Origin of the sequence: Photobacterium sp. TY1-4, assembly GCF_025398175.1 — a bacterium.
Classification (GTDB): domain Bacteria; phylum Pseudomonadota; class Gammaproteobacteria; order Enterobacterales; family Vibrionaceae; genus Photobacterium.
Genome location: NZ_CP099735.1, coordinates 19613 through 42952, shown reverse-complemented (window position 1 = coordinate 42952; position 23340 = coordinate 19613). Strand labels below are relative to the sequence as shown.

Here is a 23340-nt window from a genome sequence, read left to right as displayed (position 1 = left end):
CGCCGTTTTGTTTTGGATCAGCCGCTTGCCACAACGCAGGCGCTGCTATCCGATCGCCGTATCCGGATCAATATGATAGTAGGTATTCACCGAAGTCCCGCCTAACTCCGGCTCCAGATAATCCCGGACGGCATCAATGGATTCGGCTTCCCACATACACTGACAGAGCGAATGGCGCTCACTGATCATCGTGGTGTGCAGTTGCATCCCACTGGGGGGGCTGGCCAGCATATCGCCCACTTTCTGCCAGAATGCGTCCGGATCTTTGATGGCATGCTTAATCGCGACAAACATAATTCCGCTCCTTTGCTCTGTCCAAAGTATAGCGGGAATTGAGAAATGTCGTTGAAATCAACCCTTTCCGTCTGCCGCTTAAATCACGCCTTTAAATCGCGCCTGCGCACTACGGCTGACCGGTAATTTCTGCTGGCCAACCATGGCGAACAACCGGCCGGTAAAATCCTTGTGGACCTTCTCTATCGCCGCCACATTAACGACGGTGGAGCGATGCACCTGCCAGAACTGCTCCGGGTCCAGTTGCTCCAGCAATGACTTGAGTGCAATTCTCAGCACATATTCATCCACCGCGCCCGGTTTGTGGTCGCTGCGTTTAAACACCGAAACGTATTTATCTTCGGCTTTGAAATAGAGAACATCCGCAACCGAGATGACATAGATATCTTCCCCCCGGCTGGCTTTGACCCAATTGAGATAGGAAACCGGCGCCGGCACCGTCAGATGGTTGAGCTGATCAATCAAGCGCCCCAGATCCTGCGGCGCCAGTCCTGTGTCTGGAGAGCCCCGGCCAGCCTGTTCAGACAGGCGACGCTGGACCTTTTCACAGGCCTGGGCCAACCGCGCTTCCGTCAACGGTTTGAGCAGATAATCAATCGCGTTCTGCTCAAACGCGTTGACCGCATAATCTTTATAAGCTGTGGTAAAAACAATGTGCGGCACCTGCGCCAAATCGGCCAGCGACTTGGCAACCGACATGCCATCCAGCGCTGGCATCCGAATATCGAGAAACACCACGTCCGGCTGATGCTGTTTGATTGCTTCTAATGCCTCGATCCCGTTTCCCGCCGCAGCCACAATGTCCAGCTCCGGCCAGACCTCCGCCAATGCTTTGTTCAAATGATGCCGCAGCACCGGCTCATCGTCGGCGATCACAGCCGTAGCAAACGTGTTGACCATCTTTTCTCCCTGATTCACTTAACCTGCTGGATGCTCGGCACTCTTAACGTCGCAATCACCCCGCCTTCCGGCGGCTCTTTAATACTCAGGCTTCCCTGTTCACCGTACAAGGCCTGAAGCCGGTTGCGGATATTCTCGATCCCCAGCCCATGGCCCCCGGACACTGCGTTTGGCTGAAAGCCGTTCCCGTTATCCATCACCTCGACGGACAAAACGCCTTCCGCTTCTGAGAAAACCAGCGCGATCCGGCCCCCTTCCGCTTTGGATTCAATGCCGTAATCCACGGCATTTTCCACCAACGGCTGGATCATCAGAGGCGGGATCTGCTGCTGGAGATCAACATTGTGATGCGTGATGTCATAGTCCAACCGATCCCCTAAGCGGATTTTCTGAATATCCAAATAAGCGGAGATAAAAGCAATTTCCTCTGCCAGCGTGGTGTACTGCGCCCGGCTTTTGTTCAGGTTGCCGCGAAACATATCCGTCAGCCGCACCAGCACGTGCTTGGCTGTTTCCTTGTCCTGATCAATCAGTGCGATGGCATTGGCGAGCGTATTGAACAAGAAATGCGGTTCAATCTGGCTCTGAAGCTGCCCCAACTGACTCAGGGCCAGCGCTTTTTCCTGCTCAGCCTGCTTCAGCCGGGCGGCTTCAATCGCTTGCTGCATGAGCAGGCGTTTTTCGTAACTGTAGAAATAGTAAAAGCACAACACCGTAAAGATCAGCGCCAGCAAAATGACCGTTTTCATCGTTTCCAGGAACTGTGTCGAATCCGGATCATTCAACCAGAAATACGCGTTCGCCGTTCCCAGCAACATGGCCGTTAAGACCGAACTCACCGTCACAAACCGATGACTCAGTTGCGGGAAACCATAAGTTATCAGGCGCGCCGGGATCACCGCACTCATCCCGTAGCCAAAACTGACGATCAAATCATCATAAAAACTTCCCGGCCAAACCAGTGTGGTTGCAATCGCAATCACCAGACAGAACAGCGCTGTCATCCCGATGCTTTTCCACCAGGGGGAGAGTTCTTCCACCATTGTATCCATATTAAAACCGTCCTTTTAGATTCAAAAAAATCATACGCTTATCGGGTAAATTCTGAAACACTGACTGCCGATCTCCGGTCATAAAACGGGCCGCAAGTTCCAAGTCGAGTGTCGCCTCGCCGGAGTCATAGACCGGATACGCCAGCCATTGCGTCGCAATCACACCCTGATCTTCAGGGGCGAACAACACATCCACCGTGGGGGTCAGATCCGCCAGCCAGCCAATATTTCGGGTCAGCGCCCCCTGCTGCCAGACCGCCGGATCCATGGTCCAGTGCAACATGACATTGTGACGCACCAGATTCTCCGCCTGAAACGCCCGGCCGTAAGAGGATCTCAGGCCATTCCTGGCCTGCTGCATACTGACCAGCGCCCGCTGTAGCTGCTCTGCCTGATGCAATGCGGTTTGCCACTGAGCATGGTGCCAGCTGCGATTGTCATACCAATATTCCAGGACCACCTGTTGCCCTGCCGCACTGGCCCAGGTGAACCCCAACAGGGCTTGCCAGCCGTCACGATGGGTGACCAGTTGTACCGGGGCCTGAGGCGAGGCCGGGAGCTCAAATCCCTCATATCGACGTTGATACACCGAAGACACATGCAGCGCCCAGGCTTCATCCAACACGGTGACCCAACCCGCGCCCATCAGGCCATGACGGACATCGTCATAGTACGCGATGCCCTGCCACTCGTGATCCCCAGACAGCCAGTAGCGGCGCAAGCCGCTCCCACGCTGATCTTCGGCCAGTTCACTGCGATCCTGCGACACCCAGGCAGTATCGGCATACAGCATGGTCCATTCCCCGGCCTGATCAAACATCGAGACCGAAGCCACACCCGCCCCTTCTTCCACCTGGATCCCGACCGGGTGACGCGGATACGGGGTGATGATATCCAACGGCCGGTAGCCGTAACCCACACCCCATCCCAAGCGCACTTTTCCTAAGGTCAGCTCCCAGTCACTGTCAGCGATCGGCCCCTGCCAGAACAGTTCCCGAACGAGCCATTGGGACTCGGGGTCGACCTGCTGATCGCTGTTGTACAGATCATCTCCTTTTACGGCGAAGCTGCCCACCCAGTTGCCGTCGCGAAGTTCAACATCCAGCAGGGCATGGATTGACTGCTCATCGCCAACCGATTCCTGCGGAAAAAATACACTGGCTTGTGTTTCCCGGTGTTCGACACTGGCGACCCAATCCCACTGCACCGACATCGCAGATGTCTCTCCGGCGATCATGAGCGACAGGGCAAGTCCCGCCGACCGAATCCAACCACGCTTCATCTCACAGCTCCGAGACAGGATTACGGGACAGATAAGCCGGGTTATAGAACTTATCCGCCAGGGTCATGGGCACGATCTGCTGATACTCGATCACAGTTTTCTTACCCGATTGGATTTGATCCAGCAGCGTCATGGCCACCACCCGGGGTTTTCCGTCCAACACCCCTTGGGTAAACCAGGCTTGCTTGGCCAGCTTGCCGGAGCGCAAATACAAATTCGCTTTCAGCGGAAACGCACTCCCCTGCGCCAGCCAGAGTTCAATTCGGGCATAGCTGGCCCCGGACGTTTTTGCCGTCAACGCCAGTTGCTGCGCGGCATACTGTGTCCCGTCTGCCGACACCACTTCGGTGTCGGCAACCCACTGCCCCTGATAATCCTGGCTCCAGGTCAGGGTGGAGATATCACCGACCGAGGCTTCCCCCAGCAATTTCTGCATCGGCGTGATCCGGATCGGGCGACGACTTTTCGGCATCAACAGCCAGTAGTTATCCCCCAGCATCAGCATCTTCTGGCCGGCCTCCGCCGCAGATTGAAACAGCACCAACGACTCCCGTTCCGGACGGTTATAAATATGGTACTGGCGGCGCTTGTCCAGCTCGCCATCCTGATACAAGGTGACCACCGACACGACTTTCGCCGCATCACTGCCCTGACGATACTGGTCGGCCTGCTGTAACAACGCATCCACAGCGTCCACAGATAAACCCGTTTGTGCCGACACCCCGCAGGCAACCACACTCAGTGCCAATGCCAAACCCAAGCGTTTGAGCTGACCGGTCCAAAACATCGCGCGATTAAACCTAAGCCAGTGCCTCCGTGATCGGTTTGTTGAGTCCTTTACGGGCTGAGAAATAGGCAGCGCCCAGACAAATAAAGAGAACCACCATGGATGTTCCGGCCACCAGCCCCGGTGAGAAATCCACATGCAGCGGATAGCCTTCGCTGTATCCAGGTGGCGGTGGCATGTTGACCGGGATCAGCAGCAGATACAGGCTGACGGCCGCCGTCAGCAAGGCCCCCAGCAACGAGCCCATCAGGGCCAGCAGCCCCGCCTCACGGAGAAACCCGGCCATGATTTCGCTCCGGCCACTGCCGAGCGCTGCCAGCGTCCCGATTTCCCGGGTCCGCTCAGTGACTGACATCGTCAGGGTATTGAACAGGGCGACGAACACCACCAATCCCATCACGCCGCCCATCATGCCGAAGATCAGGTCATAGAGGCTTTTGACATTCTGATAGAAAAAAGCACGCTCCTGCCAAGGTGTCAGTGCAATCGGCGGGAGCCCACTGAATGTGTCCAGTTGCTGGCGGATGGTTGTCAGCATCGCCCGGGTATCTGCCGTATGGGTCAGAAATACCGACAGCGTGCTGACCTTGTCCGATTGCAGCAGTTCCTGAGCCGGATGGATATGGATATACAGCTGGCGTTTGTCCAGCTCCGGCACGCCGGTTGAAAACGTGCCGCGAACCCGAAAGTCCATCGCATTCAGCACACCTTCACTGGTGGTCACCAACAGGGTCAGCCAGTCACCGACCGCAACGCCCATGTTTTTCGCCAGCCCGGTGCCCAGCATCACTTCCGGAGACGCCGGATCATAGCGGCTGGCGGTGATCGCCGAGAGCGTTTTGCCGGTTTCCATGGTCAGAAATGGCCCCTTCAGGGTGAACTCGCGCGCATTCACGCCGGTGCCGGTGAAGATGGTCGATTTGGCGCCGTTGGAGACCAACCCGTTGAAGTATATCCGGGGTTGTACCGCCCGCACCTGGTCATGCGCGATCAGTTTGCTCATCAACTGCTGGCTCTGGGTCAGTCCATGGCTGAGCGGCACGCCTTCATCGTGCTCAAAGTACCCGGGCTGACTCAGGGTGATATGGCCGACATCCCGTGCTGTCGACTCTTCCAACGCCTCATAGGTGTACAACCCGTAGCCCCCGGCGGAAGTTAAAGCAAATACCGCAATGGCAATGATCATCGCCGACAGCAGACTCCGGCGCCGATTACGTCTGAGGTTCAGCCAGGCCAGCCGGACCGGCGCCATATTCAGCGCACTGCGCATGCTTGAAAACGTTACGCTGCCCATTTCATCTCCTCCTGCATCCATTGTCCGTCCAGCAGGTTCATCTGCCGGTCACAACGCTGCGCCATGCGCGGATCATGCGTTGCAATCACGAACGTCGTCCCCACTTCGTGGCCCAGGCACTTCATCAGATCAATGACCTGATTGGCACTCTGGCTATCAAGGCTGGCCGTCGGCTCATCGGCAATCACCAGAGAGGGCCGATGGACCAGGGCCCGGGCAATGGCAACCCGTTGTTGCTGCCCGCCGGAAAGGTGGTCCGGGCGCTGATCGAGGCATTCACCGAGGCCGACTTTCTCCAGCATCTGCCGCGCCTGGCGCTGTTGATCTGCTCTTGAAATCCCATTGAGATGCAGCGGATAAGCCACGTTCTCCAATGCCGTCATCACCGGCACCAGGTTGAACTTCTGAAACACAAACCCGAGCTGGCTGCGACGCAAACGCGCTGCGTCGTCCGGATGTCTGGGTGCCGGGAACAGTGCCGATGGGTTTTCACCAAACACCATCTCTCCCTGATAATCGAGATCCAGCAGTCCCAGAATATTGAGAAGGGTGCTTTTACCGGAGCCTGACGGCCCACACAGTGCCACCATCTCGCCCGTCTCAATCACGCCGGAAACACCCTGAAGTGCCGCAACGGATTGATGGCCCAACGCGTAGCACTTGCGCAGATTTTCAAATCGAATCATGCGGCCTCCTGTTGTTGCTCAATCAGGGCTTGCGCCTGCTGTTGCTCTATCAAGGCTTGCGTCTGCTGTGTCAGTGGATGCTCTGAATTGTGAGCACGCATCACCGCCAGCCACTGGTTGGCCTGAACGCGATCCCCGGCGCGAATCGCGGCTTCAACGGCGCGATGATAGATCCAGGCCGTGGCTTCATAAGGGGCCTGTTCAAATTCAGGCAAGGCTAACAGCGACAGATACAGTTCAAATCCCGGCTCAAACTGATGGAACATCTCCGGTAAGCTCGTCAGTGTGGAAGCGGCGATCGCCTGGGCCAAAAAGGACTCCGGGATCCCGGACAGCACCCGCTGCTGCGTCAGGGGCACAAGGCTTGCTGCCTGTAAACTCAGCCCTTTTTCAATCTTGGCGACGCCCTCCTCGACCAGACGCATTGCTTTCCAGGGCAGCCAGGTTTCTCCGGCTTTGAGCGTCTGGGTGCTACCGAGGTAGATCAACGCAATGGGTGAAGCGCCCTGCTCGGTAATCAACTGCTCAAACTGGGTGTGTACATCATCGATATTGTCGGCTTGGCCAAGCGCGACCTGGTTGTACTGCTCAATCATGACATCGAGGGATTCAGCCTGACTCATCCCGGCACACAGCAGGCTGATGCTCAGGATGCTCCAGCGGCCAATGTTCATCAGCCCTTTCTTAAGCAATCGTGGTTTCATGGATAACGATTTCGTTGATAGCGAGTGAATAGATTGCAAGTGAATAGATAGCGGCTTCATGATTTCTCTCCTTCTTCATCGGGTATGGCCCAGAGCACATCGACCTTTTCCCTGAGCTGTTACGACAGAGCGTAAGGAAAACAGCATCAATGTGCGGGCGCATGCGACCAACGCCGTGCTGTGGTCGCGAACCGCAGAAAAAATCGACCGAATGGCAGAGGCGAAGATGAAACCGTCAAATCGGCAACTGAAATGTCTTGGATCACGAACAAACAGCGGCAACCAAATCAACTCGGCAGCAGCGCGCCCGAACACACCCAAGAGCTTCACCCGCAAACGGGAAAGTCAGAGCACACCGAGTCATTCAGACCGGATTGTGAAGCGTGCAGACATCAAGAATGAAACAGAGGGACAACAGAATTGTGCAGAATGGAGAGAAGAATCGGCAGTAGCCCGTCGGCATATTCTCGGGCTACTGTATTGCAGGAATGATTGAAGAAATGACTAATCTACCGGCTGCGCCAGCAGCGCACGCGCTTCCAGGGTTTCAATCCGGGAAATCAGCTCCGGCGTCATAGTTGCTTTCTGACTGGTTTTGAAATTAAACATCACCACCGTCGCCGAGCCGGTCGTGGCCACCGCGCCCAGCTTTTGACTGACGATGGCATATTCCATCGTAAATCGATCTGCTTGCAGCGACGACACCCGACTGCCGACATACAGGGTATCGGGGAAAGTGACCGGCAATTTATAGCGGCATTGGGTCTCGCCCAGTACCGGGCCAATCCCGGTCTGCTTCATCTCTTCCATCAAATCGATATCGCGGAAATAGTCTATCCGGGCCGTCTCGAAGTATCGAAAATAGACCACATTATTGACATGACTGAAGGCGTCCATTTCTCCCCAGGCAACCGGTATTTCTGTCACCACCGGATACCCCTGTAAAAGCTCTTTCATGTTTGCTCCTTGCCTTGGTTAAACCCACGATGAGCCTGCAAATCCCTGATCAGCGACCCGCGACTAGAGCATTTAATCTAACGCCAACCCAACAAAACCACAATAATCAGAAAACAAACCCGTCTGCGGCTGCACACTTTCAGGTACCGCCGAGTGACAGCGGCAATGCTGCGGGCCGGTAAGGCGCATACAGGCATCGCGTGCTCTGGTGAAGATTCACACAGTTATGAAAGCGCCGTGTAAAATTCCGCCGTAAAACCGCCGGAAGCCTTATTTTATAAGGGCTCCAGACTCATAATGGGGTATCCTAAGTCACCTTTTGACCGCCTGATTACGGCTTGGCGGACGTTCCGGCAAGCCCCGTAGTACAGCCAGCGCGCTTTACGATACAGACCCAGTTTCTATGATTTACAACGATACACTACCGGTACGCTTCCCCAAGGGAGCTTTCGCGATGTGGACGGTATATGGTTTTACCGGCGCATCGATCCTTGCCTCGATTATTTTCTCTCTATTGCTATTCCTGTCCATCGATGAAGATCCGGTGATGCAGCTGCTGTTCGGTGGCCTGGCCGTGATTTTCGAACTGGGGAAATTCTTTGCCTGGTATGAATTTGGTGAACGTCGCGCGCGTCGCAACTACGCCGGGGCTTTTTCCGCCTTCGCTTTCTACAGTGTTTTGGCCGCAATCTCGATTGGGGGCTCCGTCGGGGGGATCAACAGCGCAACCAATAAAGCGCAAAGCCATGTCAACGTGCAGCAAAGCAAAATCAATAGCTACAACATGCAGATTGAAGCAATTGAAAAACAGATCCAGCTCAATAATATCGCCGCTGAAAAATACATTCAGATGGAGCGCATCGCCACGGGTGTAACCCGAATTCAACGAGAAAACAACAAGCTGCGAGAGCAACAACAATCCCTGGCGATTGAGCGCGACAGCTTGCCCGTGGTCAGCCAGGGCTCAGTGCTCGGCCTGATTGACAGCCTGGCGAAATCACTCAATGTTCAGACCCAGACCGCGCAGTTGGGACTGGTGATCTTCCTGTCGGTACTGCTGGATTTCTTTGCTGCCTTCTTCGTTGGCCTGATCGGTGAAGAACTGCGGTTCCGGAACCAGTTCCGCCGCCTGAACCCAATCACCATTGATGCTTTTGACAGCGGCATCACGCAGGCACCGGAGTTGTTGACCCATCAGGCATCCGGCCCGCAACCGGACCATTACGCTGAAGCAGAATCCGAGCAACCAGCGCCTTCACAGCCGGAACAGGACACACCGGCTACGGAGACGCCAAACCAGTCCCTGACGCCGTATCAACAAGCGATCGAAGCGCTGCGCACCAACCAGGTGAACTGCACCAAGCGCGCCGTCAGCCGTTACCTGAAAATCAGTCCTGAAGAAGTCGATGCCATTTTCAAACAATTACTGACCGAAGGCATGGTGAGCAAAAAGCCGAATAACCATTACCAGTGGCATGGCACCGCCGAAGTCTAGACCCTTCGTCATTCCGCACATTTCTCACAAAAGCCCGCGGCCACTCAGCATGACACTGAATGGCCGCGGGCTTTTTGATCTCATCTATACTCTTTACAGAGCCGCAAGACATCAACACAAACATTTACAACCCTAACCAATTAAATCGTCAAGAATGATTTTAATCATTACCAATCAATAAGTTAATATAAAACTCACCCTTAGACACCGAACAAACCCTTGAAAAAGCCCACACCAATGTTTAGAGTTCTATAGAAATTTGCACTTTTTTGCTCTACAACGCAAAACAAAGTCAAAGCCAAGGATGCAAATCATGTCGACTATGTTAGAAGTTCAAAGCCTGTACAAAGTGTTTGGAGAAACACCGCAAGAGGCTTTCCCCTTGCTGGAGAAGGGGCTGGATAAAGATCGGATTTTTGACCAGACCGGGCTGACCGTTGGTGTCCAGGATGTTTCTTTATCTATCAATCAAGGTGAAATTTTCGTGATCATGGGACTCTCCGGCTCAGGAAAATCCACTTTGGTCCGCCTGCTGAATCGCCTAATCGAACCCACCCGCGGCAGTGTCCTGCTCAACGGCAAAGACATCGCCCACATCTCTGACGAGGCGCTACGTGACGTGCGTCGTCAACAAATCTCGATGGTATTTCAGAACTTTGCGCTCATGCCACACATGACCGTGCTGGAAAATGCCGCTTTCGGGCTGGAACTCGCCGGAGTGGATACCGAAGCCCGGAACCAGAAAGCACTGGCCGCCCTCAAGCGTGTCGGTCTGGGTAGCCATGGCGACTCCTATCCCGATGAGCTTTCCGGCGGGATGAAGCAACGGGTCGGCCTGGCCCGCGCCTTGGCCAATGATCCGGACATTCTGTTGATGGATGAGGCCTTTTCGGCACTTGACCCCCTCATCCGGACCGAAATGCAAGATGAGCTGATCCGGCTGCAAAACGACGACAAGCGCACTATTGTGTTCATTTCCCACGATCTGGACGAAGCCATGCGCATCGGGGATCGCATCGCCATTATGCAAGATGGCGTCGTGGTTCAGGTCGGCACCCCGGACGAGATCCTCCACCACCCGGCCAATAACTATGTCAGCTCGTTTTTCCGCGGCGTGAATGTCGCGACGGTTTTCTCGGCCAAGGACATTGCCCGGAAGAAGCCCGCAGCGGTGTTCAAGAAACATGACAATGATGGTCCGGCCGCGGCCATGCAAATGCTGATGGATCATGACCGAGAGTACGGCATTGTGGTGGAAAAAGACGGCAAATATACCGGCATCGTCTCCATCGACTCCCTCAAGCAAGCGCATCAGGCGCAGTCGCCACTGAGTCGTGCCCTGCTGCAAGACACGATTTCAATTCAACCCAATGTGCCCCTCGGCGAACTGATCGGCCAGGTCGCTGATGTGCCTTACGCTGTGCCCGTGGTGGATGACGACGGCACTTACTACGGCGTGATCACCAAATCACGCCTGCTACAGACACTGGATAGGGAGTAATTCATGGCGACTGAGACGCAATCCAACCCGACCCCGGCAGCCAACGATCCCTGGTCCACTTCCAGCGCACCAGCCGATCCTTGGGCTACGGATACCACCAGCAGCGGAGATACCAGCTGGCTGACCCAGGCTGCCCCCGCTGAGCCAGACACCTTTGACTGGCTTCACCCGTTTCAGGATGCGGTGATCCCATTTGATCAATGGGTTGAAACTGCCCTGAATTGGATGGTCGAACATGGCCGACCGGTATTCCAAGCTATTCGTGTCCCCATCGATTTCATCCTCACTTCATTTGAAACTGCGCTGACGGCCACACCCGCACCGCTGATGTTGCTGATCCTGTTCCTGATTGCCTGGCAGCTGGCCGGGCCGCGAATGGGCATTGCCTCCCTGCTGTCCCTACTATCTATCGGACTGATTGGGGCCTGGTCTGAAGCCATGGTGACGCTGTCTCTGGTGATGACCTCCGTGTTCTTCTGCCTCTTGATCGGCCTCCCCATGGGGATCTGGCTCTCACGCAGCGACACAGCAGCACGGTTTGTCCGGCCCGTGCTTGATGCCATGCAGACGACTCCGGCCTTTGTTTATCTGGTGCCGATTGTCATGCTGTTCGGGATCGGGAATGTGCCAGGGGTCGTCGTCACTATTATCTTCGCCCTGCCCCCCATCGTCCGCCTGACCATTCTGGGGATCCAGCAAGTGCCGGAAGAGCTGATTGAAGCCGGTCATGCGTTCGGGGCCAATCCGAAACAAATGCTGTATCGCATCCAACTGCCGCTGGCCATGCCGACCATTATGGCCGGGGTGAACCAGACCCTGATGCTGTCCCTCTCCATGGTGGTGATCGCCTCGATGATTGCCGTCGGCGGATTGGGCCAGATGGTACTGCGCGGTATCGGCCGATTGGACATGGGGATGGCGGCGGTCGGCGGCCTCGGCATCGTGATCCTGGCGATCTTGCTCGATCGCATCACCCAAACCATTGGTACCGAGAGTCGGGACAACAAAACCCGCTGGTACCAAACCGGGCCGGTCTCTGTGATCTACCGGCTGAAAAAACGCTTTTCATCATCAAATCATGTGAAAAAACTAGGAGAGCAATAATGAACGATTCATGGAAGAAAGGTTTCACGCTAACCACGCTCCTGACGGCAGCTATTTCAACCTCAACTTACGCCGAATCACTGCCGGGCGAAGGTGTCACCGTGCAACCGGTACAGTCCACCGTGGCTGAGGAAACGTTTCAGACCCTGATTGTGAACAAAGCCATGGAAGCGCTGGGCTACGAGGTGAAACCAACCAAAGAAGTGGATTACAACGTCGCTTATACCTCCATTGCCGAAGGTGATGCCACCTATCTGACGGTTGGCTGGTTCCCCCTGCACGCCGATAAGTACACCATGGCCGGTGGCGACAATAAGTTCTTCCGCAAAGGCGAATATATCTCCGGCGCCGCACAGGGCTATCTGATCGATAAGAAAACCGCTGAAAAATACGGCATCAACAATATTGCTCAGTTGAAAGATCCAAAAATTGCCAAACTGTTCGATGCCAACGGTGACGGTAAAGCGGACCTGACCGGTTGTAATCCGGGTTGGGGCTGTGAGCTGGTTGTCGAAGAGCAGCTGACCGCTTACGGACTGCGTGACACCGTCACTCACAATCAGGGCAATTACGCGGCTATCATCGCAGACACCATCTCCCGTTATAAAAAAGGTGAGCCGGTGCTCTACTACACCTGGACCCCATACTGGGTCAGTGGTGTGATGGTACCGGGCAAAGACGTCGTCTGGCTGGAAGTCCCGTTCTCTGCCCTGCCGGGTGAGCGGAAAGACATTGATACGACGCTGCCAAACGGCAAGAACTTCGGCTTCGAAATGAATGCCATGAAGATTGTTGCCAACAAAAAATTCACGCAAGAGAACCCGGCGGCTGCACGCCTGTTTGAAATTATGAAACTGGACATTAACGCGGTCAGTGCTCAGAACATGATGATGAGTAAAGGGAGCAACTCGCAGAAAGATATTGAAGCGCACGCCAACGGCTGGATTAAGGCCAATCAGGGCACCTTCGACCGCTGGATTGCCGAAGCGAAAAAAGCGCAGCTCTAGCCACAAGACCCATCACAAATCGGCAGCCGCCATCGAAGGCCCGCATCAATAAGGCTTCCATCACAAGACCGCTGTAAAAGCGGGCTGCTACAAACAGATCGCAAGAGTCGGAGAATCGCTGCGGCGGCTATCCGACTCACGCAATACGATGAACCCTGAAGTGACATCAGAAGGAGGGAATCTTGGATATCCATGAAGAAGTGCTCATTGCGATTCGGCAGATCATCCGCGCCGTCGATCTACACTCCCGGCAACTGAATAAAGATTTCGGCCTGACCGGCCCGCAACTACTGATCATGCGGGCAATCCGCAGTTCAGGCGAAGTGACCATTCGCCAGCTTTCAATCAATACCAATATGAGCCAGGCGACCGCCACCAGCATTATCGATCGGTTGGAAAAACGCGGGATGGTGATCCGGTGCCGAAACACCAAGGACAGACGCAAGGTCAATGCGTACTTAACAGACCAAGGTAATATCGTGCTGGATCAGGCCCCGCTACCACTGCAAGACAACTTCATTAAGCAGTTTCAGCGGTTGAATGAATGGGAGCAAACCTTAATCTTATCGTCGGTGCAGCGGATATCGACCATGATGAATGCTCAGGATCTGGAGGTTGCACCTGTACTGGAAGTGGGGTTCGAGCCAAACGGGCAGCATCATACGCCCCACCCGTGATCACCCGATGCCGTCCGGTGAGCCTGTGCAGACTCACCGATCCGGCTCAATGTTAAACTGACACGTCGCTATTTGGACTCAACGTCCAGAACCCCGCGGCGGATCTGATCGAGCTCAATCGATTCGAACAACGCCTGGAAGTTCCCTTCCCCGAAGCCTTCATTCCCTTTACGTTGAATGATTTCAAAGAAAACCGGACCAATCACGGTGTCGGTAAAGATTTGCAACAGGATCCCGCTCTGATCACCATCGATCAAAACCTTCAGCTCATTCAACTTGGCAATATCTTCCTTGTGCTGCGGTACCCGCTGGTTGATCCCTTCATAGTAGGTATCCGGCGTATCCATGAAGGCCAACCCACCGTCTTTCAGGGTTTTAACCGTGGTCAGGATATTCTCGGTACTCAGCGCGATATGCTGGATCCCTTCCCCGTTGTACTGCTCCAGATATTCAGCAATTTGAGATTTATCATCGCTGGACTCGTTGATCGGGATCCGGATTTTGCCGCAAGGTGAAGTCATAGCGCGCGACAGCAGGCCAGTCATTTTCCCTTTGATGTCGAAATGGCGGATCTCACGGAAATTCGCAATCTTCTCATAGAAGCTGGCCCACAAATCCATGTTGCCGCGCTGCACATTGTGCGTCAGGTGGTCGATCACCTTGAGCCCGGCATCCAGTTTTGCCATCCGTGCCTTGTAATCCGGATAATAATCAAAATCGATCTCGTAGATATCATGCTCGCCATAACGGTCGACCAGATAAATCAGCGACTCACCAATCCCGTAAATAGCCGGAATATTCAGCTCCATCGGTCCCGCCTGGGCCGCACAAGGGGTTGCACCCTTCTCGACCGCATAGGCCAGCGCCTGGCTGGAATCCTGCACCCGAAATGCCATCGCGTTTACGCTGGCCCCATGAACCCCGGCAAATCCAGCCGCTTGCGAGTGCGCTTCGCCATTGACGATAAAATTGATATCCCCCTGACGATAGAGCCAAACCGACTTATGCTTGTGCTTCGCCACTTCGGCAAAGCCCATCAGGCGAAACAGGTTCTTCAAATTGGCAATCCCTTCCGGAGTCGGCGCGGTATACTCTACAAATTCAAAGCCATCCGTTCCCATTGGATTATCAATCATTTTGTTCATCCTTATTTCCTCACTTTGTATGATCTGTAGCCATTACTTATAGGATTAGCATTTCCTGCCGAAGGATGAGACATTTGCAGAGAAATCAATGTTAAACAAATGTAAACAACCCTTGTAAACCATGATTGCCAGTGGCAATTTGCATCAGTCAGGCCCGTTGTCCGACTGTACACCAGTATGGGCAGTACCAATCATTCCCGAGAAGAAACCGGATCCTAGTATTTCCTTGATCACCCGATGTGAAATCTTGCGCGCGCCATTCACCGGCAGGATTTCACGGTCTATCCTTGATAGTGAGGTGAATAAATGAACGTGAATAAGCGAGATAAGCTAAAACTTCCCAAGAAAAAAAAGCCGGAAGTCCCGTTGTCGGCCTCCGCAGATATTTACCTGCCGACCTACCATTTCCTGCGCAATGAATTTCGTCATGCCCGGCTGCATGAACCCGGGATTATCCGTGATGACGATAACGAGTTCCTCCATCAGTACCGGGTCTCTCTGCGCCGCTGTCGCGCGCTCATCAGCCTGATGAAAACCCTGTTTGTGCCGCGCCAGCAGAAAATGTTAAACCTGACCCTCAAAACCCTGATGCAGAAAACCAATCAGCTACGGGATCTCGATGTTTTTTTAGCGCAGATCGATGATTACTTTTCCGTGCTCGATCATCAGTATCATCAGGGGCTCAGTTGTTTCGTCGACACCCTGCAGCATGAACGGGAAGCCACCTATAAAGCGGTCAAGAGATGGTTAAAAACGGAGAATTACGAGCAGCAATGCCAACAGGTCAAAGGCTTAATCAAAGAGCTGGAAGCTTCCCCGGCTGACCCGGGACACCGTAAAAGTAAGCCGTTTGCCCAGGCTATCCTCTGGAAACACTTCCAACACACGCTCAGCATCTGCAACACCCTCAATAACGACAGTCCGGATGAGAACATCCACCAGTTACGGATCTGCTGCAAAAAACTGCGCTATCTGCTGGAGTACTTCACGCCGCTTTTTCCACCCAAAAAGATCCAGGCGCAAATTCATCATTTAAAGCAATTACAGGACGAACTGGGCGATTTCAACGACACGTCCACCCAGTTAATCTTTTTTGATCACTACTTGAGCAACAATCATCCGGAGAGCCCGAGTCACCTGGCCATGACACAATTGAAGGAAGTCACCCGCCGGCATCATCTGGCCGCCAAAGCGCGGGCGCTCCAGCAACTGCAGGACTTTACGGCATCAAACAATATCGACAGCTATACGTCGCTGTACCATGCCAAAAGCTAGAAGACACAAACATTGCGAGCCTAGCTTCGCAGTGCTTTGACAATCTCGCCTTCGATCGATTCCGGCCGCTTGGTTGGCGCATAACGTTTCAGCGGCTTGCCATCCCTGCCGATCAGAAACTTGGTAAAGTTCCATTTGATTTTATTGCCGAACAGCCCCGGCTGCGCGCGCTTGAGAAACTGAAACACCGGATGGCAATTGGCCCCGTTGACATCCACCTTTTCAAACATCGGAAATTCTACCCCGTAATTGATCTGGCAGGACTGGGCAATGTCCTGGTTTTCCCCCGGCTCTTGCCCGCCGAACTGATTACAAGGGAAACCGAGAATCACCAAGCCGTCATCTTTATATTTGGCATACAAATCCTGCAGTCCCTGATATTGCGGGGTAAACCCACATTCACTGGCCGTGTTGACCACCAGCACCACTTTGCCGGCAAAGTCGCTCATCGCGATTTCTTCTCCCCGGATGTTCTTTGCCGATAATGCATAAAAACTTGTCATAGTTCTGTGCCTCCTTTTCATCCTGAGCACTCAGTATCCTGCCTACCCTAGCAGAGAAAATTAGAAATGAACGCCCACTTTTTCACATCATGTCGATCCGGGATCGATCGCCCCAACGAAGAAAGTTTGAGTCAGTTCTCATCTTTCTCTTTCAGGACTGTTTCAACCATCAACTTGGTGCTATTTTAAACATTCAAAATATTGAAGATAAAGCCAGGTGTTATGAAGTCGCAATATATCAGTAAAGAAGGGGCCGCAATTATCAGCATTGCCCGTTACTTAATGTCAACGTCCGTCAATGATCGGCTGCGGACGATTGACGCCTTATCTGAAGATATTGGCGTTTCTGTCGGCTTTGTCCAAAAAGCCCTGACCACCATTGAACAACAAGGTGCCGTGGCGCTGTCCAAACAGGGGCGCAACGGCACGTTTATCGCCAAGCTGGACTATCGCGCACTGGCCGAGCTGACCGGCTTTTCTCATGTCGTCTGCGCCATGCCCCTCCCGTATACCAAGCATTACGAAGGGCTGGCCAGTGGACTGAAAAAACAAATCGGCGATCTGCCCCTGTACTTTGCCCATATGCGTGGCGCCGGTGCCCGGGCCGAATGCCTGATGGCCGGAACGCATGACATCGCCATTATGTCCAAGCTGGCGGCACAAAGTTACACCGGCGGTGTGGTCACAGCTATTGATTTGGGCCAGCATTCCTACTCACTGCCCCACCGATTAATCTTCCGTCAGGGGGAATATGAACAAATTCAACGCGTGGGGGTGGATCCGGACTCGCCGGACCAAAAATTACTGACGCAGTCGGCTTTCCAGGACAAGTCGGTCACCATCGTCGAAATCAATTACGCAGACAGTCTCAACCTGCTGCTCAGCGGTGACATTGATGCCGTAGTCTGGCTGCCGGAAGCCATTGATATGAAAAAATATGGTCTGGCCGAACGACCGCTGGATCACATTGAGCAATGCGCGCTGGCTTCCGAAGCGGTGATGCTGGTCAGCGGAGATAACCCGCACATCACGACCCTGCTTCGCAAGCTCATCAATATTCCGGCTTTACTTGAACACCAACAACAAGTCGTCCGGGGCGAGATCACCCCGAATTACTAAACCCGCTATACAGGAGCGCACCATGAAGGAACGTCTCACCCTGCTGCGACAAACGAACGTCATCAGCGCTGAAGCCTGTCAGGCAACGGAAATTGCAGTCCGTCTCATCGGCGAACAGCTCGCCGTGACCCCGGACAATGAGCAATTCCAAATGGCCATGACCCACTTTGCCCGGGCTTTTGACCGCATCCGGGCTGGCGCGCCTGTAGACGAGGGACTGGACCCGGATATCTTCGACGAAATCCTGGCCGATGACGGGTTCGAACACATCCAAACCCTGAACCAGCGCATCCTTGATCAAGTCGGTCTGGTACAGGTGCCGGCAACCGAAAACTCGTTTTTCCTCAGCAATCTATTTTCGCTCTATTGCGCCAGCGCTGCCGAGGAGGCCGCATGTTAATCAATCCGAACGGTTACACCTATTGCCATGAACATCTGCACATCGATCTCTCGCCACAAAAAGGCAATATCGACTGCCGTCTGGATCAGTATGATCTGATCAAAGCGGAGATGGACGCGCTGGTCGATCGCGGTGTGTATAACATTATCGAGGTGACCAACGCTTTTATGGGGAGAAATCCTCAATTTATTGAACGTTTAATGTCTGATACGAATATCAATGTTTTGCTCTCCACCGGTTATTACATTGAGGGATTTTTTCCACCGGAGTTGTATGCCAAATCAGCAAAAGAGATCAGCCGGGAAATGATCCGGGAGATCGTTGACGGCATTGACGGCAGCAACCTCAAAGCCAGCGTAATTGGAGAAGTCGGCAGCAGTGAGAACACTTTTACCGCAACCGAGAAAAAAGTCTTTGAAGCCGCAGCCATGGCCCATTTTGAAACCGGCCGGCCTATTTCCACCCACCAGTCCATGAGTACCATGGGACGCTACCAAATTGAGTTGTTCAAACAGCTGGGTGTCGATCTGGAGAAAGTCACCATCGGCCACTGTGATTTGAAAGACAATCTGGAAGACATTCTGTGGCTGTTGGATCAGGGCTGCTACGTCCAGTTCGACACCATCGGCAAGAACTCCTATTACCCCGACAGCCGCCGCATTGAAATGCTCAAAGCCCTGGCGGAACGCGGCCTGCTCAACCGGGTCATGCTGTCGATGGACATTACCCGTCGTTCGCATCTCAAAGAAAACGGTGGCCCCGGTTTTTGTTACCTGATTGATACGTTCCTTCCCCAACTGGAAGAAAACGGCATCAGCCGGGCAGAAATCGACACCATGTTGAAACACGCACCCTACCAACTCTTCCAATAATAATCAGAGAATAAAAAGGTCCTGTTATGAAAAAAATCGGTATTGCCGGCTTACAACGTGAGCAAATCAAAGCACAAATTGAACAAACCCAACCGGGCCTGTTCGAGTGCCATATCCTCAACGACATGGAAGCAGCGATGAAGGTAAAGAGCGGCGAGCTCGACTACTACATCGGCTGCTGTAACACCGGTGCAGGCGCTGCCCTGTCACTGGCCATCGCCATCATCGGCTTTGCCCAGAGCTGCACCATCGCCAAACCCGCCATTCAGGCCAAGCAAGATGAAATCGAGCAGTTCGTCAATGAGGGCAAAGTCGCGTTCGGGTTTTCCGTCGAACACGTCGAACACGCGGTGCCCATGCTGATCAAGACACTGGCGAACAGGTAACATACTATGGATATGATGAATATCGGGCTGGTCGCCCTGCTCTGTGCGATGACCGCGCTCGTTGCCAATATGAGCGCCTCCGTTTTCCATGACGGAATCCGGCCTATTTTGCCGCAGTTGGTCGAAGGCCACATGACGCGCCGCGATGCCGGTTCTGTCGCGTTCGGCCTGTCGATCGGCTTTGTCGCCTCAGTGGGAATTTCATTCACCTTATCCACCGGGCTCCTGAACCCGTGGTTGCTGTTCCTGCCAACGGACATCCTCGGGGTGATGATCGCCAGTCGCTGGCTGGCAGCCCTGGCCGGCGGCCTTTGGGGGGTCCTGGTGGTGACATCACTCTCCGGTGTGAATGCCGTCCTGACGGGTCTGCCCATTGACGCCCTCGGCGCACTGGGCGAACTGGGCACCCCGGTGATGACCGCGTTTGCCTTGTTCCCGCTGTTGGCCATTTTCTATCAATTTGGCTGGAAAGCCGGGGCCATTGCTGCCGGGGTTGTTCTGCTGTCACGCTTGCTGACCATCCAGTTTAAGTCGATTTATCCGGAATCCATCCAGATCTTCGTCGGCATGGTCATGCTGGTCGGCACTGCGATCCACAAAGACATCAACGACAAGAAGAATGGGATCTCACCACCGGACATGTCCGGCATGCACAGCCTGTTTGAAGAGCGCACCAAGCGGATCATGAAGAACCTGCCGCTGCTGGCTGCAACCGGCTCGCTGATTGCCATTGTTGCCAACGCAGGGATCTTCGCCGGGTCGGAAGTCTCGATCTATGCCCTGGCCGATGCCTATAAACTCACCGATCCGGCGGCACATGACGCCGCGATGCAGCAGGTCGCGCTATCAGAGTTTATGCGGGGTCTGGGTTTTGTACCACTCATCGCCACCACAGCCCTGGCGACCGGCGTCTACGGCGTGGTCGGCATGACGTTTGTCTTTGTCGTCGGCTATCTGGCACCGAATATTCCGGTTGCCGCTGTACTTGGTGCACTGACTATCTGTGCTGAAGTCTTCCTGCTGCGCAAAGTGGGTCACTTTCTGGAGCAATTTCCTTCCATTCGCAACGCATCAGACAACATTCGCAATTCAATGAATACCCTGATGGAATTTGCGCTGCTGATTGGCGGGGTCCTGGCAGTCATGAAAATGGGCGCAACCACCGGCCTGACCATATTCTCCATGCTGTTCTTCCTCAATGAAGTCATGGGGCGTCCGGTTCTGAAAATTGCGGCACCCGCGGTTGCGGCCATTCTGACCGGTATCTTACTGAATGTGCTGTATGTACTAGGTCTGTTTGCTGTCTAGAAGACTGCTTCCAGAGCCCGTCTGCACGTTTCACCCAGCTCACGGTTATCCACGCGTCTCGCTTGTGGACTGGCTCTGCTCGTCGTTAAAAAGGGGTTTACATGTTTCTCCAAGCATTACAAAAACAAAACCCGGCACTCATAGATAGCGCCTTCACCCTGCTGAAGGAAGGCGCTATTTTGCCTGACACCTATGTCATCGATGTCGACCAGTTCACGGCAAATGCCCGGCTGATCAAAGCAACGGCTGATCAATATGGCATCCGGCTATACGGCATGACCAAGCAATTCGGCCGCAATCCGCTGCTGGCCAAAATTCTGGTCGACGAATTAGGTTACGATGGGATCGTTTGTGTGGACTTCAAAGAAGCCCGCCAACTCCATCAGGCAGGCGTCAAAATTAGTCACATCGGTCACCTGGTCCAGCCGCCGAGCCGCTATGTCCCCTTTATTGTCTCGGCTATTCAGCCTGAGGTGATCACCGTCTATTCGCTGGAAAAGGCGCGGGAAATCTCCGCAGCGGCCGTTGAAGCCAAACGGACCCAGCCTGTCCTGTTGAAATTTTACCGAACCGGCGATTATCTCTACACCAATCAGGAAGCCGGTTTCCCGATCGAGTCCCTGGATGCCATCTGCCGCGAGATTGCCTCGTTACCAAATCTGCAGATTGCCGGACTGACCCACTTCCCCTGTTTTTTATATAACCCGGAGTCGCAGGATACCGAGCCGACCCGAAACCTCGAGACCCTGCTGGCCGCCAACCAGCAAGCCGGTCAGTTAGGCTACCCGATATCGCAGCTCAATATTCCTTCAGCCACCAGCAGCCAGACCCTGGCGCAAATTCGGCAATTTGGCGGCACTCATGGTGAACCCGGCCACGCCCTGACCGGCACGATGCCGGCGAATCAGGACGGCAGCCAGCCGGAAAAAGTGGCCATGGCCTATGTTACCGAAGTCTCTCACCAATTTGGTGACGCCAGTTATTGCTATGGCGGCGGCTACTATCGTCGCGGCCATTTGACGCAGGCCCTGATCAGAGAATCCCATCAGGGCACAGAAACCGATCACCTGGTCGACGTCCGCAACGACGATGAAGCCAGTATCGATTATCACCTACAACTCGACCGGCCTTGTCAGGTCGGCACGCCTGTCATCATGGCATTTCGGACTCAAATTTTTGTTACACGAAGTGATGTCGCGCTTGTCGCAGGGTTATCAAGCAACACCCCCACGCTGCTTGGTTTATTCGATGCACAAGGGAATGAGGTAAAACATGGCTAAATTTGTTGTCGTGGTACTGGACGGTTTCGGTGTCGGCGAAATGCCGGATGTGGTCGATATTCGGCCACAGGATCGCGGTGCCAATACGGCGGTGAAACTGCTCGATCATTTCCCGCTCAAAACACTACCTACCCTGGAAAAACTGGGGCTGATGAATATCACCGGCCTGACCCGCTCTAAGATGCAGCCGTCTGCCACCGCCAACTGGGGCACCGCCAAACTAGCCCATTTCGGCTGTGACACCTTCATGGGTCACCAGGAAATCATGGGGACGCAGCCGAAACCGCCGTTGGTCAAACCGTTCCAGGAATCCATCGATGCCATTGAGCAGGCGCTCATCCAGGCGGGATATACCACGGCGCGGATCACCCGGGATACCCTGCAGCTGTTGATGGTCGAGGGCTGCGTAGTGATCGGGGATAACCTGGAAGCCGATTTGGGCCAGGTTTACAACCTGACCGCCAACTTCAATCTGATCAACTTTGACGCCGTGAAACAGATTGGCCGCATCGTTCGCGGGGCAAATTCGGTCAGCAGGAATATTGCGTTCGGCGGTTTGATTCCGAGCATGGACCAGGTCTTCAATGCCATCGAGACCAAGACCGACAAACAAGGCCAGCTGGCTTATATCGGTGTCAACGCCCCGGACTCCGGTGCCTATGACGCGGGCTTTCAGGTTGTCCATTTGGGTTACGGCGTTGATGCCCTGACCCAAGTGCCGCATCAGCTGCATCAAGTTGGGATCCACACGTATCTGTATGGCAAAGTCGCCGATATCGTCCAGAACGAGACCGGCACCTCCTATCCCTCGGTGGTCGATACTGACCAAGTGTTTTCCCTGCTTCTGGCAGACCTGAAACAATATGAAGGTTTCTTCTGCGCCAATGTGCAGGAAACCGACCTGTCCGGCCACCAGCAGGATCCCAAGCGCTATTGGAGCATTCTGGAAAAGGCAGATCGCGGCCTCGCCGCTGTCATCAACACCCTGAGTCGCGGCGATGTGCTGATCGTCATGGCTGATCACGGCAATGATCCGTTTATCGGTCATACCAAACATACCCGTGAACAAGTGCCGCTGATGGTTTACAGCCCGGCAATTACCGGTGTTCAGGTGGGCTACCGGGACACCCTCGCCGATGTCGGGGCCAGCGCCGCCGCCTATTTCGGCGCCCGGCAGCCGGAGTCCGGGCGATCGCTGCTCACGTCACTCAACTTCAACCTCAACCCGACGGAGTCACCTGATACCGAATAATTACATCTTGAGTTCGATTGAATGACCTTTCGACAAATCACATTCAATGATTAATAAAAA

General features: G+C 54.2%; 24 protein-coding genes. 13 read left to right on the top strand and 11 right to left on the bottom strand.

The features are described 5' to 3' along the window. Positions 1 to 45: 45 nt before the first annotated feature. From NH461_RS16760 to NH461_RS16720, 9 genes are all read right to left on the bottom strand, one after another. On the bottom strand, positions 46 to 294 hold the full coding sequence (locus NH461_RS16760) for a hypothetical protein (RefSeq protein ID WP_261603759.1): 249 nt from the start codon (positions 292 to 294) through the stop codon (positions 46 to 48). 78 nt (positions 295 to 372) lie between these two features. Further along, the gene (locus NH461_RS16755) at positions 373 to 1194 is read right to left on the bottom strand and encodes a LytR/AlgR family response regulator transcription factor (RefSeq protein ID WP_261603758.1); all 822 of its coding nucleotides are present in this window, start codon (positions 1192 to 1194) and stop codon (positions 373 to 375) included. Between the two features lie 14 nt (positions 1195 to 1208). Next, entirely contained in the window at positions 1209 to 2246 is a 1038-nt protein-coding gene (locus NH461_RS16750; protein ID WP_261603757.1) for a sensor histidine kinase, read from the bottom strand. Position 2247: 1 nt separating this feature from the next. After that, positions 2248 to 3528: a hypothetical protein gene (locus tag NH461_RS16745; protein WP_261603756.1), complete on the bottom strand. Its 1281-nt coding sequence runs from the start codon at positions 3526 to 3528 to the stop codon at positions 2248 to 2250. Position 3529: 1 nt separating this feature from the next. Then, positions 3530 to 4315: an outer membrane lipoprotein-sorting protein gene (locus NH461_RS16740; RefSeq protein WP_261603755.1), complete on the bottom strand. Its 786-nt coding sequence runs from the start codon at positions 4313 to 4315 to the stop codon at positions 3530 to 3532. A gap of 13 nt (positions 4316 to 4328) precedes the next feature. Then, positions 4329 to 5609 carry an ABC transporter permease gene (locus tag NH461_RS16735; RefSeq protein WP_410000127.1) on the bottom strand — a complete coding sequence of 427 codons (1281 nt, stop codon included), beginning with the start codon at positions 5607 to 5609 and terminating at the stop codon, positions 4329 to 4331. Beyond that, positions 5597 to 6295 (bottom strand): ABC transporter ATP-binding protein, encoded by a 699-nt coding sequence (locus NH461_RS16730; protein ID WP_261603754.1) that lies wholly within the window; start codon positions 6293 to 6295, stop codon positions 5597 to 5599. Before NH461_RS16730 ends, NH461_RS16735 begins: the two co-directional genes overlap by 13 nt. Continuing rightward, on the bottom strand, positions 6292 to 6999 hold the full coding sequence (locus NH461_RS16725; RefSeq protein WP_261603753.1) for a hypothetical protein: 708 nt from the start codon (positions 6997 to 6999) through the stop codon (positions 6292 to 6294). Before NH461_RS16725 ends, NH461_RS16730 begins: the two co-directional genes overlap by 4 nt. 504 nt (positions 7000 to 7503) lie before the next feature. Then, a complete protein-coding gene (locus tag NH461_RS16720; RefSeq protein WP_261603752.1) occupies positions 7504 to 7956 on the bottom strand; it encodes an acyl-CoA thioesterase in 453 nt (150 codons plus the stop codon). Between the two features lie 454 nt (positions 7957 to 8410). Between NH461_RS16720 and NH461_RS16715 the strand changes: the two genes are divergently transcribed. The 5 genes from NH461_RS16715 to NH461_RS16695 all read left to right on the top strand — a co-directional run bounded on the left by NH461_RS16715 (position 8411) and on the right by NH461_RS16695 (position 13740). Beyond that, a complete protein-coding gene (locus NH461_RS16715) occupies positions 8411 to 9451 on the top strand; it encodes a Preprotein translocase subunit SecY (RefSeq protein ID WP_261603751.1) in 1041 nt (346 codons plus the stop codon). 313 nt (positions 9452 to 9764) lie between these two features. Then, entirely contained in the window at positions 9765 to 10952 is a 1188-nt protein-coding gene (gene proV, locus NH461_RS16710) for a glycine betaine/L-proline ABC transporter ATP-binding protein ProV (protein WP_261603750.1), read from the top strand. Between the two features lie 3 nt (positions 10953 to 10955). Then, positions 10956 to 12056, top strand: coding sequence for a glycine betaine/L-proline ABC transporter permease ProW (proW, locus tag NH461_RS16705; protein ID WP_261603749.1), 1101 nt, complete (start codon positions 10956 to 10958; stop codon positions 12054 to 12056). After that, positions 12056 to 13063: a glycine betaine/L-proline ABC transporter substrate-binding protein ProX gene (proX, locus tag NH461_RS16700; RefSeq protein WP_261603748.1), complete on the top strand. Its 1008-nt coding sequence runs from the start codon at positions 12056 to 12058 to the stop codon at positions 13061 to 13063. The genes proW and proX overlap by 1 nt, the downstream gene beginning before the upstream one ends. 182 nt (positions 13064 to 13245) lie before the next feature. Beyond that, positions 13246 to 13740, top strand: coding sequence for a MarR family winged helix-turn-helix transcriptional regulator (locus NH461_RS16695; RefSeq protein ID WP_261603747.1), 495 nt, complete (start codon positions 13246 to 13248; stop codon positions 13738 to 13740). A gap of 68 nt (positions 13741 to 13808) precedes the next feature. On the opposite strand, the gene hppD is transcribed toward NH461_RS16695, so the two are convergent. Further along, positions 13809 to 14885, bottom strand: a complete 1077-nt coding sequence (gene hppD, locus NH461_RS16690; protein ID WP_261603746.1) for a 4-hydroxyphenylpyruvate dioxygenase — start codon at positions 14883 to 14885, stop codon at positions 13809 to 13811. Between the two features lie 306 nt (positions 14886 to 15191). On the opposite strand from hppD, the gene NH461_RS16685 reads away from it, so the two are divergent. Next, positions 15192 to 16160: a CHAD domain-containing protein gene (locus NH461_RS16685; protein WP_261603745.1), complete on the top strand. Its 969-nt coding sequence runs from the start codon at positions 15192 to 15194 to the stop codon at positions 16158 to 16160. 20 nt (positions 16161 to 16180) lie between these two features. Here the strand turns inward: NH461_RS16685 and NH461_RS16680 are convergent, their stop codons facing one another. Further along, a complete protein-coding gene (locus NH461_RS16680) occupies positions 16181 to 16663 on the bottom strand; it encodes a glutathione peroxidase (protein WP_261603744.1) in 483 nt (160 codons plus the stop codon). Between the two features lie 222 nt (positions 16664 to 16885). On the opposite strand from NH461_RS16680, the gene yhfZ reads away from it, so the two are divergent. The 7 genes from yhfZ (at position 16886) to NH461_RS16645 (ending at position 23280) form a co-directional block, all read left to right on the top strand. After that, the gene (gene yhfZ, locus NH461_RS16675) at positions 16886 to 17782 is read left to right on the top strand and encodes a GntR family transcriptional regulator YhfZ (RefSeq protein ID WP_261603743.1); all 897 of its coding nucleotides are present in this window, start codon (positions 16886 to 16888) and stop codon (positions 17780 to 17782) included. Positions 17783 to 17804: 22 nt separating this feature from the next. Next, entirely contained in the window at positions 17805 to 18182 is a 378-nt protein-coding gene (locus tag NH461_RS16670; protein WP_261603742.1) for a hypothetical protein, read from the top strand. Next, a complete protein-coding gene (locus NH461_RS16665; RefSeq protein ID WP_261603741.1) occupies positions 18176 to 19054 on the top strand; it encodes a phosphotriesterase-related protein in 879 nt (292 codons plus the stop codon). Before NH461_RS16670 ends, NH461_RS16665 begins: the two co-directional genes overlap by 7 nt. Positions 19055 to 19080: 26 nt before the next feature. Then, positions 19081 to 19440, top strand: coding sequence for a DUF2620 domain-containing protein (locus tag NH461_RS16660; RefSeq protein ID WP_261603740.1), 360 nt, complete (start codon positions 19081 to 19083; stop codon positions 19438 to 19440). 6 nt (positions 19441 to 19446) lie between these two features. Further along, positions 19447 to 20748 (top strand): YhfT family protein, encoded by a 1302-nt coding sequence (locus tag NH461_RS16655; RefSeq protein ID WP_261603739.1) that lies wholly within the window; start codon positions 19447 to 19449, stop codon positions 20746 to 20748. Positions 20749 to 20849: 101 nt separating this feature from the next. Continuing rightward, positions 20850 to 22028 (top strand): YhfX family PLP-dependent enzyme, encoded by a 1179-nt coding sequence (locus NH461_RS16650; protein WP_261603738.1) that lies wholly within the window; start codon positions 20850 to 20852, stop codon positions 22026 to 22028. Next, positions 22021 to 23280, top strand: a complete 1260-nt coding sequence (locus NH461_RS16645) for a phosphopentomutase (RefSeq protein WP_261603737.1) — start codon at positions 22021 to 22023, stop codon at positions 23278 to 23280. The genes NH461_RS16650 and NH461_RS16645 overlap by 8 nt, the downstream gene beginning before the upstream one ends. The last annotated feature ends 60 nt before the right edge of the window (positions 23281 to 23340 follow it).

Excerpts from the sequence above, each read along its gene's own strand:
- NH461_RS16645 (WP_261603737.1), top strand. The coding sequence starts at position 22,021 with ATGGCTAAATTTGTTGTCGTGGTACTGGACGGTTTCGGTGTCGGCGAA.
- NH461_RS16665 (WP_261603741.1), top strand. The coding sequence starts at position 18,176 with ATGTTAATCAATCCGAACGGTTACACCTATTGCCATGAACATCTGCAC.
- NH461_RS16720 (WP_261603752.1), bottom strand. The coding sequence starts at position 7,956 with ATGAAAGAGCTTTTACAGGGGTATCCGGTGGTGACAGAAATACCGGTT.
- yhfZ (WP_261603743.1), top strand. The coding sequence starts at position 16,886 with ATGAAGTCGCAATATATCAGTAAAGAAGGGGCCGCAATTATCAGCATT.
- NH461_RS16740 (WP_261603755.1), bottom strand. The coding sequence starts at position 4,315 with ATGTTTTGGACCGGTCAGCTCAAACGCTTGGGTTTGGCATTGGCACTG.
- NH461_RS16730 (WP_261603754.1), bottom strand. The coding sequence starts at position 6,295 with ATGATTCGATTTGAAAATCTGCGCAAGTGCTACGCGTTGGGCCATCAA.
- NH461_RS16755 (WP_261603758.1), bottom strand. The coding sequence starts at position 1,194 with ATGGTCAACACGTTTGCTACGGCTGTGATCGCCGACGATGAGCCGGTG.
- NH461_RS16670 (WP_261603742.1), top strand. The coding sequence starts at position 17,805 with ATGAAGGAACGTCTCACCCTGCTGCGACAAACGAACGTCATCAGCGCT.
- NH461_RS16725 (WP_261603753.1), bottom strand. The coding sequence starts at position 6,999 with ATGAAACCACGATTGCTTAAGAAAGGGCTGATGAACATTGGCCGCTGG.
- NH461_RS16655 (WP_261603739.1), top strand. The coding sequence starts at position 19,447 with ATGGATATGATGAATATCGGGCTGGTCGCCCTGCTCTGTGCGATGACC.
- NH461_RS16735 (WP_410000127.1), bottom strand. The coding sequence starts at position 5,609 with ATGGGCAGCGTAACGTTTTCAAGCATGCGCAGTGCGCTGAATATGGCG.
- NH461_RS16715 (WP_261603751.1), top strand. The coding sequence starts at position 8,411 with ATGTGGACGGTATATGGTTTTACCGGCGCATCGATCCTTGCCTCGATT.
- proX (WP_261603748.1), top strand. The coding sequence starts at position 12,056 with ATGAACGATTCATGGAAGAAAGGTTTCACGCTAACCACGCTCCTGACG.
- hppD (WP_261603746.1), bottom strand. The coding sequence starts at position 14,885 with ATGAACAAAATGATTGATAATCCAATGGGAACGGATGGCTTTGAATTT.
- NH461_RS16660 (WP_261603740.1), top strand. The coding sequence starts at position 19,081 with ATGAAAAAAATCGGTATTGCCGGCTTACAACGTGAGCAAATCAAAGCA.
- NH461_RS16680 (WP_261603744.1), bottom strand. The coding sequence starts at position 16,663 with ATGACAAGTTTTTATGCATTATCGGCAAAGAACATCCGGGGAGAAGAA.
- proW (WP_261603749.1), top strand. The coding sequence starts at position 10,956 with ATGGCGACTGAGACGCAATCCAACCCGACCCCGGCAGCCAACGATCCC.
- NH461_RS16650 (WP_261603738.1), top strand. The coding sequence starts at position 20,850 with ATGTTTCTCCAAGCATTACAAAAACAAAACCCGGCACTCATAGATAGC.
- NH461_RS16750 (WP_261603757.1), bottom strand. The coding sequence starts at position 2,246 with ATGGATACAATGGTGGAAGAACTCTCCCCCTGGTGGAAAAGCATCGGG.
- NH461_RS16745 (WP_261603756.1), bottom strand. The coding sequence starts at position 3,528 with ATGAAGCGTGGTTGGATTCGGTCGGCGGGACTTGCCCTGTCGCTCATG.
- NH461_RS16685 (WP_261603745.1), top strand. The coding sequence starts at position 15,192 with ATGAACGTGAATAAGCGAGATAAGCTAAAACTTCCCAAGAAAAAAAAG.
- proV (WP_261603750.1), top strand. The coding sequence starts at position 9,765 with ATGTCGACTATGTTAGAAGTTCAAAGCCTGTACAAAGTGTTTGGAGAA.
- NH461_RS16760 (WP_261603759.1), bottom strand. The coding sequence starts at position 294 with ATGTTTGTCGCGATTAAGCATGCCATCAAAGATCCGGACGCATTCTGG.